This window comes from Pseudomonas sp. FYR_2 (assembly GCF_043106425.1).
GTDB lineage: Bacteria > Pseudomonadota > Gammaproteobacteria > Pseudomonadales > Pseudomonadaceae > Aquipseudomonas > Aquipseudomonas monteilii.
Genome location: NZ_JBICMM010000051.1, coordinates 118,783 through 129,381, shown reverse-complemented (window position 1 = coordinate 129,381; position 10,599 = coordinate 118,783). Strand labels below are relative to the sequence as shown.

8 protein-coding genes and 1 pseudogene are annotated in these 10,599 nt (G+C 62.3%); 7 read left to right on the top strand and 2 right to left on the bottom strand.

What is annotated here, in order from left to right:
• The 3 genes from ACF8R4_RS23025 to ACF8R4_RS23015 all read left to right on the top strand — a co-directional run.
• On the top strand, positions 1-685 hold a 685-nt coding region (locus tag ACF8R4_RS23025), incomplete at its 5' end, for a site-specific integrase (protein ID WP_392493531.1).
• 32 nt (positions 686-717) lie between these two features.
• Positions 718-2,304 (top strand): ABC-F family ATPase, encoded by a 1,587-nt coding sequence (locus ACF8R4_RS23020; protein WP_016715632.1) that lies wholly within the window; start codon positions 718-720, stop codon positions 2,302-2,304.
• Positions 2,305-2,481: 177 nt separating this feature from the next.
• Positions 2,482-3,744, top strand: coding sequence for an MFS transporter (locus ACF8R4_RS23015; RefSeq protein ID WP_367616164.1), 1,263 nt, complete (start codon positions 2,482-2,484; stop codon positions 3,742-3,744).
• On the opposite strand, the gene ACF8R4_RS23010 is transcribed toward ACF8R4_RS23015, so the two are convergent.
• Positions 3,706-4,752 (bottom strand): dienelactone hydrolase, encoded by a 1,047-nt coding sequence (locus tag ACF8R4_RS23010; protein WP_060499039.1) that lies wholly within the window; start codon positions 4,750-4,752, stop codon positions 3,706-3,708. The genes ACF8R4_RS23015 and ACF8R4_RS23010 overlap by 39 nt on opposite strands.
• Before the next feature lie 200 nt (positions 4,753-4,952).
• Here ACF8R4_RS23010 and yghU point away from each other — a divergent pair, with 200 nt between their 5' ends.
• The 4 genes from yghU to ACF8R4_RS22990 all read left to right on the top strand — a co-directional run bounded on the left by yghU (position 4,953) and on the right by ACF8R4_RS22990 (position 10,273).
• Complete coding sequence (gene yghU / locus ACF8R4_RS23005; RefSeq protein WP_060499038.1) at positions 4,953-5,792, top strand: glutathione-dependent disulfide-bond oxidoreductase; 840 nt, start codon at positions 4,953-4,955, stop codon at positions 5,790-5,792.
• Between the two features lie 140 nt (positions 5,793-5,932).
• Positions 5,933-7,636: an amidase gene (locus ACF8R4_RS23000; RefSeq protein WP_060499037.1), complete on the top strand. Its 1,704-nt coding sequence runs from the start codon at positions 5,933-5,935 to the stop codon at positions 7,634-7,636.
• Between the two features lie 261 nt (positions 7,637-7,897).
• Entirely contained in the window at positions 7,898-8,995 is a 1,098-nt protein-coding gene (locus ACF8R4_RS22995) for a carboxynorspermidine decarboxylase (protein ID WP_060499036.1), read from the top strand.
• A gap of 33 nt (positions 8,996-9,028) precedes the next feature.
• A complete protein-coding gene (locus tag ACF8R4_RS22990) occupies positions 9,029-10,273 on the top strand; it encodes a saccharopine dehydrogenase family protein (protein ID WP_016394970.1) in 1,245 nt (414 codons plus the stop codon).
• 56 nt (positions 10,274-10,329) lie between these two features.
• On the opposite strand, the pseudogene ACF8R4_RS22985 reads toward ACF8R4_RS22990, so the two are convergent.
• Positions 10,330-10,473, bottom strand: a pseudogene (locus ACF8R4_RS22985) (SAM-dependent methyltransferase); the annotation flags it as partial.
• Positions 10,474-10,599: the final 126 nt, after the last annotated feature.

Here is a 10,599-nt window from a genome sequence, read left to right as displayed (position 1 = left end):
GAGGTGTCTACGAAACCAGGGGCGACTCAACCCTTACACCAGGTCGGAGGCAGAGATGATTATCTCGTACCTCTACGCGACTCTTCAGAAATACTGCCAGATCTACGCTGCGTTCTTCGAGTTCTGCCTCTTCACCGGTGTCCGGCCTGGTGAAGCCATGGGCCTGAAGTGGGAGGATGTCGACTTGGATCAGCGATCAGCAACGATTCGCCGGATCATCGTCAATCGGGCGCCCGAGGAGCGCACGAAGACCAAGTATCACCGGGTGGTGTTGCTCAACGAGCGCGCGCTGAACGCCATCAACCAGGCCCAGCGGATGGCGACACTTCGACGCATGGCATCCAAATCGGCCCACCCTGTAAGCGCTTTTGTGTTCCAACCGAGCAAAGGTGGGCTGTGGATCAACGAGCCAAGTGTTACAATCCGCCACTTCAAATCAGCGCTCAAGGCGCTGAACATCCGTGAACGCCGTCAGTACGACACCCGCCACACCTACGCAACCATGTGCCTGATGTCTGGAATGAACCCTGCGTTCATAGCGAACCAGCTTGGCCACAGCGTTGAGATGTTGCTTTCTACCTACGCGAAATGGATCAGCTCCTCCTCGGACTGGAGGGAGCTGGAGAAGCTGCCGCCCCGAGTCGAAATGGCCCAAAATTGGCCCAAAACTGACACGAAGGCCTAAATACACCTCTGGAACCCCCGCAGGACAAGCACTTGATCTCCACAGCTAACATCACCATGCAGTTCGGCTCCAAGCCGCTGTTCGAAAACGTTTCCGTCAAATTCAACAACGGCAACCGCTACGGCCTGATCGGCGCCAACGGTTGCGGCAAGTCGACCTTCATGAAGATCCTCGGCGGTGACCTTGAACCATCCGGGGGCCAGGTCATGCTCGAGCCGAACACCCGCCTGGGCAAACTGCGCCAGGACCAGTTCGCCTACGAGGAATTCACCGTGATCGATACGGTGATCATGGGCCACGGTCAACTGTGGAAGGTCAAGGCCGAGCGCGACCGCATCTACTCGCTGCCGGAAATGACCGAGGAAGACGGCATGGCCGTCGCCGAGCTGGAAACCGAATTCGCCGAAATGGATGGCTACACCGCCGAATCCCGCGCCGGTGAACTGCTGCTGGGCCTGGGTATTCCACTGGAGCAACACTTCGGCCCGATGAGCGAAGTGGCACCGGGCTGGAAGCTGCGTGTACTGCTGGCCCAGGCGCTGTTCTCGGACCCGGACGTGCTGCTGCTCGACGAACCGACCAACCACCTGGACATCAACACCATCCGCTGGCTGGAAACGATCCTCACGGCGCGTAACAGCACCATGATCATCATTTCCCACGACCGACACTTCCTCAACAGCGTCTGCACCCACATGGCTGACCTGGATTACGGCGAACTGCGCCTGTTCCCAGGCAACTATGACGAGTACATGACCGCAGCCACCCAGTCGCGCGAGCAACTGCTGTCGGACAACGCCAAGAAGAAAGCCCAGATCGCCGAGCTGCAGACCTTCGTCAGCCGCTTCTCGGCCAACGCCTCGAAGGCCAAACAGGCGACTTCGCGCGCCAAGCAGATCGACAAGATCCAGCTGGCCGAGGTCAAGCCGTCCAGCCGTGTCAGCCCGTTCATTCGTTTCGAGCAGACCAAGAAACTGCACCGCCAGGCCGTGGTCGTCGAAAAAATGGCCAAAGCCTTCGACGACAAGGTGTTGTTCAAGAACTTCGACATCACCGTCGAAGCGGGCGAGCGCGTTGCCATCATCGGCCCCAACGGTATTGGCAAGACCACGCTGCTGCGCACCCTGGTCGGCGAGATGACCCCGGATGCAGGTTCGGTCAAGTGGACCGACAGCGCCGAAGTGGGCTACTACGCCCAGGACCACGCCCACGACTTCGAAGACGACATGACCCTGTTCGACTGGATGGGCCAGTGGACCTCTGGCGAGCAGGTGATCCGCGGCACCCTGGGGCGCATGCTGTTCTCCAACGACGAGATTCTCAAGTCGGTGAAGGTGATTTCCGGTGGTGAGCAAGGCCGCATGCTGTTCGGCAAGCTGATCCTGCAGAAGCCGAACGTACTGGTGATGGACGAGCCGACCAACCACCTGGACATGGAGTCGATCGAAGCGCTGAACCTGGCGCTGGAAAACTACCCGGGCACCCTGCTGTTCGTCAGCCACGACCGCGAGTTCGTATCGTCGCTGGCCACGCGGATCATCGAGCTGTCGGCCGATGGCGTAGTGGACTTCAGCGGTACCTATGACGACTACCTGCGTAGCCAGGGTGTGCTGGTCTGATTGATGGGGCGGCATGGCCATCGGTATGGCTGAGCCGGCCTCTTCGCGGGCATGCCCGCTCCCACAGGTAATGCGCAGGCCTTGAGTACTGTGCGGTAGCTGTGGGAGCGGGCGAGCCCGCGAAGCATCCACCGCCAGTCCCTCAGGCTGGCATTCCCCGACGAATAATTCGTTAGCCTGCTTTCATTTCCTTCCTGTAGCAGCCATCATGGACCCACGCCCAACCGCCCGCCCGCGAAAGAGCCCATGACCGCGCAACAACCCGCCCCCACCCGCAATACCCTGCACATCACCCTGCAGATCCTGTCGATCGTTTTCTACACCTTCATTGCCTTCCTCTGCATCGGCTTGCCGATTGCGGTACTGCCCAGCTATGTGCATGACCAGCTGGGTTTCGGCGCGGTGATCGCCGGGGTGACCATAGGCCTGCAATACCTGGCCACCTTGCTCAGCCGCCCGTTTGCCGGGCGCGTTGCCGATACGCTTGGGGGCAAGCAGGCCACACGCTTCGGCCTGCTGGGGATTGCCGGCTGCGGAGTGTTGACCCTGCTGTCGGCCTGGACCCTGACACTGCCACTGCTGAGCCTCGCGTTGCTGCTCGCAGGCCGTTTGCTGCTGGGCATCGCCCAGGGGTTGATTGGTGTAGCCACCTTGAGCTGGGGCATCAGCCAGGTCGGCCCCGAACACACCGCCAGGGTGATCTCGTGGAACGGGATCGCCTCGTACGGTGCTATCGCGATAGGCGCCCCCTTGGGCGTACTGGCCGTGGACGTGCTGAACTTCAGCGTACTGGGGCCCGCCTTGCTGGTGCTGGCCGTGGCTGCCCTGCTGGTGCTGCGCAAACGTCCTGACGTGGTGGTGGTGCGCGGCGAGCGCCTGCCCTTCTGGTCCGCGTTCGGCCGTGTCGCCCCGTGTGGCCTGGGCCTGACCCTCGCCTCGATCGGCTATGGCACCCTGACCACCTTCGTCACCCTGTACTACCTGGAGCGCGGCTGGGCCGGCGCTGCGTGGTGCCTGAGTGCGTTTGGTGTGTGCTTCATCCTTTCGCGGCTGCTGTTCGTCAATGCCGTCAACCGCTTTGGTGGCTACAACGTGGCGGTCGCCTGCATGGCCACCGAAGTGCTTGGCCTGAGCTTACTATGGCTGGCACCTTCACCGGCCTGGGCGCTGGTCGGCGCAGGGCTTACCGGTTTCGGGCTGTCGTTGGTGTACCCGGCGCTGGGCGTCGAGGCAATCAAGCAGGTCCCCAGCAGCAGCCGTGGCGCGGGGCTAGGCGCCTATGCGGTGTTCTTTGACATGGCCCTGGCCATCGCCGGGCCGGTAATGGGCGCAGTGGCCGTGCACTTCGGCTATGCCTCGATCTTCTGCGTGGCGGCCCTGCTGGCCTTGGCCGGGGTGGGCCTAACGCTGTTGCTGTCGCGGCGCGCCCGCCTCGGCTGAGCGCTCGCCCGGTTGCGGTGCACCCAGCGCCTGACTGAAGAACGCCGCCGTTTCGCGCTCTAGCGAATGATGAATATGGCGGCGGTCCACGCCCTCGGCATCTTTGCACAGTACGGGCATTCGCGTGTATTGCTCGGCGTCGCAATGGGCCATGAACACAAAGTGGCCAGCGCCGGCCAGCAGGCGGTAATCCGGCGTAACCGGCAGTTTGCGGGCCAATGCTTTGGCGTTGCGGTCCACGGCCACCAGTTGATCGCTGTCTCCGCTATAGATGAGGGCGGGTACCTGCACCCCAGCCAGGGCATGGCGCCCGAACAGCAAGCTTAACGGGGCCATCAGCATCACCGCCCCCACCCGCTGGTCTGCCTGCGGCGCCAGCTCGCTGCGGTCGGCAATCAGAATCCCGTGGGTTTTGCAGGCGTCGGCGTCGTTCGGGCGTTCCAGGCAGTACTGCCGCAGGCGGTCCAGATCGGGGCGCGCACCAGACAGTATCAACGCGGTTTCGCCGCCGGCCGAATAGCCGATCACACCGACCTTGCCTTCATTCAGGTAAGGCCCGAGCAATGCATCGTCACGGGCAGCACCGATGGCAGCGCTGACTTGCAGTGGCCGGCCATAAAGATTGCTCAAGGTACCCAGGCGACTGTGGTCGCGGACGTTGTCCCCCGGGTGCACGACCGCTACCACCACGAACCCCTGGCGCGCCAGGGACGTGGCCAGGTAATGCAAGGCCAACGGACTGCCGGTGTTGCCGTGGGACAACACCAGTAACGGGAACTGGCCCATGGCAACGGGTGCCTCTTCAGCCACCTCGACCGGGTAGCCGTCTATACGGCTGCGATGGGTTGAACCAACGGCCGGGTAAAAAGCCAGTGCTTGCATCGGCCGGTTATCGACCGGGTCGGCCAGTGTCATGTGGTGCAGGCCGGCCACCCATGGCGCAGCCTCGGCGTGGGCCAACAGGCCGCCGAGCAGCGCCAGTGCCAACATGCAGCGTGGAAGGGTCATCGGCCGGCGGTTCCTTGCAGGGCGAAGTGATAGCCCAGCATAGAGCCGGCCTGGCCGGCACCGCATGAAAACTGGATGAAACCGTCGTCATGCATGTGGCGTGCGCGCCCTATGCATTTGCGCATGGCGTCGAACCCGTGGCATAGATGGAGGTCCACGTCTTTACGTGACCGTTTCGCGCCATTGAAGGAGATTCATGCATGAGCAAGCCCGCCTATGTGCCACCCAAGGTCTGGCGCAACGACGCAGCATCCGGCGGCCAGTTCGCCAGCATCAACCGCCCGGTTGCAGGCCCGACGCACGACAAGGACCTGCCGCAGGGCAAACATCCGCTGCAGCTGTATTCCCTGGCCACGCCCAATGGCGTCAAGGTCACCGTTGCCCTTGAAGAGCTGCTTGCTTTGGGCCATCGCGGCGCCGAGTACGATGCCTGGCTGATCCGCATCGGCGAGGGCGACCAGTTCTCCAGTGGCTTCGTACAGGTAAACCCCAACTCGAAGATCCCTGCCCTGCTTGACCGAAGTGTCGAACCACCTGTGCGGGTGTTCGAATCGGGGTCGATCTTGCTGTATCTGGCGGACAAGTTCGGTGCCCTACTGCCGAAATCGCCGGCTGCACGCACCGAAAGCCTGAACTGGCTGTTCTGGCAGATGGGCGCAGCGCCTTACCTGGGCGGTGGCTTTGGCCACTTCTACGTGTATGCGCCAGAGAAATACGAGTACGCCATCAACCGCTTCACCATGGAAGCCAAGCGTCAGCTGGATGTACTCGACCGCCGCCTGGCCGAAAGCCGCTACCTGGGCGGCGATGAGTACAGCATTGCCGATATCGCCGTGTGGCCATGGTATGGCCAGTTGGTGCGCGGCAACCTGTATGGCGCGGCGGAGTTCCTGGCGGTTGACGAATACCCGAACGTGCAGCGCTGGGCCGAGGAAATTGCCCAGCGCCCGGCTGTGCAGCGAGGTACCCGGGTGAACCGGACCTGGGGAGATGAAGACAGCCAGGTGCCTGAGCGGCATTGCGCGGCGGACCTGGATTGAGGGCTAGTCGGGGTCGCTACGCGACCCCAACAATGCTCGCCTGCATAAAACCATTTGCCCCCGCGCAAACCTGCGTCCGTCAAGCCCTTCTTGTACACTCCTCGCATTAGCCCCCACCTGCACATTTTTTTGGTGAACGCATGATCGAGGTAACCGAGGTTTCCATTGCCGAGCTGCGCGACGCACTCGAGTCGGGCCGCACGACGGCGGTCGAGCTGGTCAAGGCCTACCTGGCGCGTATCGACGCCTACGATGGCGCCAACACCGCCACGGCCCTGAACGCCGTGGTGGTGCGCAACCCTGAGGCGCTGAAAGAAGCCGAGGCCTCCGATGCCCGCCGCGCACAGGGCCAGGTGCTGAGCCCGCTGGACGGCATCCCCTACACCGCCAAGGACAGCTACCTGGTCAAAGGCCTGACCGCTGCTTCCGGCAGCCCTGCCTTCAAGGACCTGGTCGCCCAACGTGATGCCTTCACCATCGAGCGCCTGCGCGCCGCCGGTGCCGTGTGCCTGGGCAAGACCAACATGCCGCCCATGGCCAACGGTGGTATGCAGCGCGGCGTGTATGGCCGCGCCGAAAGCCCGTACAACGCCAACTACCTGACCGCGCCGTTCGCCTCGGGCTCGTCCAACGGTGCCGGCACCGCCACCGCCGCCAGCTTCAGCGCCTTCGGCCTGGCTGAAGAAACCTGGTCCAGCGGCCGTGGCCCGGCGTCCAACAACGGTTTGTGCGCCTATACCCCATCGCGCGGAGTGATTTCGGTGCGTGGCAACTGGCCGCTGACACCGACAATGGACGTGGTGGTGCCTTACGCCCGCACCATGGCCGACTTGCTGGAAATCCTCGATGTGGTGGTAGCCGATGACGCTGACAAGCGCGGCGACCTGTGGCGCTTGCAGCCTTGGGTGCCGATTCCGGCTGCCTCAACGGTGCGCCCTGCGTCTTACCTGGACCTGGCCGTGGATGCCGGTGCCCTCAAAGGCAAGCGCTTTGGTGTGCCGCGCATGTACATCAATGCGGATGCCGAAGCTGGCACCTCCGAAAAGCCGGGTATCGGCGGCCCGACCGGCCAGCGCATCAACACCCGCGCCACGGTGATCGACTTGTGGCAGCAGGCGCGCCAGGCCCTGGAAGCGGCCGGTGCCGAAGTGCTGGAAGTGGACTTCCCGCTGGTGTCCAACTGCGAAGGCGACCGCCCGGGCGCACCGACTGTCTACAACCGTGGCATTGTCAGCAAGGAATTCCTGCACGACGAACTGTGGGAATTGTCCGGCTGGGCCTTTGACGACTTCCTGCGTGCCAACGGTGACCCCAAGCTCAACCGCCTGGCCGATGTCGATGGCCCACAGATCTTCCCGCACGACCCGGGCACCCTGCCCAACCGTGAAGACGACCTGGCTGCCGGCATGGACGAATACGTCAACATGGCCAAGCGTGGTCTGAAGACCTGGGACCAGATCGAAACCCTGCCTGACGGTCTGCGTGGCCTGGAAAAAACCCGCAAGCTGGACCTGGAGGACTGGATGGACAATCTGGGCCTGGACGCGGTGCTGTTCCCGACCGTTGCCGACGTGGGGCCGGCGGATGCCGACGTTAACCCGGCCTCGGCCGACATCGCCTGGAGCAACGGTATCTGGGTGGCCAACGGCAACCTGGCGATCCGTCACCTGGGCGTGCCAACCGTTACCGTGCCGATGGGCGTGATGGCCGACATCGGCATGCCGGTGGGGCTGACCTTTGCCGGGCGGGCTTACAGCGACAATGCGCTGTTGAGCTTTGGTGCAGCCTTCGAGGCGACCGGCTCGCGCCGCATGATCCCGCCACGCACCCCAGCCCTGGGCTGAGTTTCACCGGTGCCGCGTTGCGGCCCATTTGCGCAAAAACGGCCCCCACCGGTATTGCAGCGCCCTTGAATGCGCAGCAATACCTGTGGGTGGAGATTACGATAGTCACATGCACCTGATCTACTAAGCCCGCTGCAACCGGAAAAATGCCCTCGCAACGGCGTCAACCCTGACAAAATGCGTATCGCACCCTTTCGGTCTGCGGCAAGTGAAGGCACAATGCGTGTCCTTTTTTTGGCCGGCCTGGCCGGGGGCCTTTAAATGATCAAGACGCCGTATTACCTCATCGACAAAACCAAGCTGCTCAGCAACATGGAGAAGATCGCCTACGTGCGTAAACACTCCGGTGCCAAGGCGCTGCTTGCCCTCAAGTGCTTCGCCACCTGGTCGGTGTTCGACCTGATGCAGCAGTACATGGACGGCACCACCTCGTCCTCCCTCTTCGAGCTCAAGCTCGGCCGCCAGAAGTTCGCCGGCGAAACCCACGCCTACAGCGTGGCCTGGGCCGACGATGAGGTCGAGGAAATGCTGGAGAACTGCGACAAGATCATCTTCAACTCGATCGGCCAGCTGCAGCGCTTTGCCGAACAGTCCGAAGGCAAGGTGCGTGGCCTGCGCGTCAACCCGCAAGTCAGCAGCTCCGACTACCTGCTGGCCGACCCGGCCCGCCCGTTCAGCCGCCTGGGCGAATGGGACCCGGCCAAGATCGAACAGGTGATCGAGCAGATCTCCGGCTTCATGTTCCACAACAACTGCGAGAACGGCGACTTCGGCCTGTTCGACAAGATGCTCACGCACATCGAAGAGCGCTTCGGCCACCTGCTGCACAAGGTCGAGTGGGTCAGCCTGGGTGGCGGCATCCACTTCACCGGTGAAGACTATGCGGTAGACGCCTTCTGCGCGCGCCTCAAGGCCTTCTCGGAGAAATACGGCGTGCAGGTATACCTGGAGCCGGGCGAAGCGGCCATCACCAACAGTGCCTCGCTGGAAGTGACCGTGCTCGACACCCTGTACAACGGCAAGCACCTGGCCGTGGTCGACAGCTCGATCGAAGCGCACCTGCTCGACCTGCTGATCTACCGCCTCAATGCCAAGATGGCCCCGAATGACGGCGAGCACACCTACATGGTCTGCGGCAAGTCGTGCCTGGCCGGTGACATCTTCGGCGAGTACCAATTCGATCGTCCGTTGGCCATTGGTGATCGCCTGTCGTTCGTCGACACAGCGGGTTACACCATGGTCAAGAAAAACTGGTTCAACGGTCTGAAAATGCCTTCCATCGTGGTCAAGCAGCTCGACGGCAGCGTCGAAGTCGTCCGCGAGTTCGGTTTCGAAGACTACGTTTCCAGCCTGTCGTAAGACTGGCTACTCAAGTAAGGAGCAAAGGGTAAATTGAAGAAGAACGTTCTTATCATTGGTGCAGGAGGTGTCGCCAAGGTGGTGGCCCACAAGTGCGCGCAGCATAACGACGAACTGGGTCGTATCGCTATCGCGTCACGGAACATCTCCAAATGCCAGGCCATCATCGACAGCGTCAAGGCCAAGGGTAGCCTCAAGGTACCCGCCGACATCCAGGCCTTCTCGCTCAACGCCCTCGATGTCGAGGCAACCAAGGCACTGATCCGCGAAACCGAATCGCAGATCGTGATCAACGTGGGGTCCGCCTTCCTCAACATGTCGGTGCTGCGCGCCTGCATCGATACCGGTGTCGCCTACCTGGACACCGCCATCCACGAAGAGCCGGGCAAGATCTGCGAAACCCCGCCGTGGTACGGCAACTACGAGTGGAAACACCTCGAAGAGTGCCAACAAAAGAACATCACTGCCATTCTTGGTGTCGGTTTCGACCCGGGTGTGGTGAACAGCTACGCCAAGCTGGCGCAGCAGCAATACTTCGACAGCATTGATTCGATCGACATTCTCGACGTCAATGCCGGTTCGCATGGCAAGTACTTCGCCACCAACTTCGACCCGGAAATCAACTTCCGCGAATTTACCGGGCAAGTGTGGAGCTGGCAGAACAGCCAGTGGACCAGCAATACCATGTTCGAGGTCAAGCGTACTGACGACCTGCCGGTGGTAGGTTCGCAAAACCTGTACCTGACCGGTCACGATGAAGTTCACTCGATTTCGAAGAACCTCAACGTGCCGAACGTGCGTTTCTGGATGAGCTTCGGCGAGCACTACATCAACGTGTTCACCGTGCTGAAAAACCTGGGCCTGCTCAGCGAGCAACCGGTGAAAACCGCCGAAGGCCTGGAAGTGGTACCGCTGAAAGTGGTCAAGGCCGTGCTGCCGGACCCAGCCTCGCTGGCCCCAGGCTACACCGGCAAGACCTGCATCGGTGACCTGGTCAAAGGCACCAAGGATGGCCAGCCGCGCGAAGTGTTCATCTACAACGTGGCTGACCACGAAGAGGCCTACGCCGAAACCGACAGCCAGGGTATTTCCTACACTGCCGGCGTACCGCCAGTGGCTGCCGCCCTGCTGGTAGCCCGTGGCGAGTGGGATGCCAAGCGCATGGTCAACGTCGAGGAGCTGCCAGCCGAGCCGTTCCTCAAGGCGCTGGACGTGATGGGCCTGCCGACCCGGGTGAAAGATGAAAAAGGCGATCGTCCTTGGGACGCTGAAGCCTAAGCAGCAAACAGAAGGGGCGCCACATGGCGCCCCTTCTGCTTTTCAAGGCAAGCTTTCTACTTCCGGGCCTCCAGAATCAGGTTGAACGGCGTCTGCGTCGCCCGCCGGAACCGGCTGAACCCCGCCTCTTCGAACACCGCCCGCAACCGCGCCTCCCCGGCCTGCGCGCCCAGCCCCAAGCCCACTTCCTGCGACAACGAGTAATGCACAGTAGGCGTGCCCGCCATCGCCGCGCATGGCCGCGACCAGCTTGTCCTTGCCATGGAACAATACCGCGATCACTGCAGCGCCAAGGCCATGGCCTGCCCTCCTCTGCAAGAAGGCCA

What these genes read in the sequence shown, in the direction of transcription:
- ACF8R4_RS23010 (WP_060499039.1), bottom strand. Translation starts at nt 4,752, where the DNA reads ATGACCCTTCCACGCTGCATGTTGGCACTGGCGCTGCTCGGCGGCCTG.
- yghU (WP_060499038.1), top strand. Translation starts at nt 4,953, where the DNA reads ATGAGCAAGCCCGCCTATGTGCCACCCAAGGTCTGGCGCAACGACGCA.
- ACF8R4_RS23000 (WP_060499037.1), top strand. Translation starts at nt 5,933, where the DNA reads ATGATCGAGGTAACCGAGGTTTCCATTGCCGAGCTGCGCGACGCACTC.
- ACF8R4_RS22995 (WP_060499036.1), top strand. Translation starts at nt 7,898, where the DNA reads ATGATCAAGACGCCGTATTACCTCATCGACAAAACCAAGCTGCTCAGC.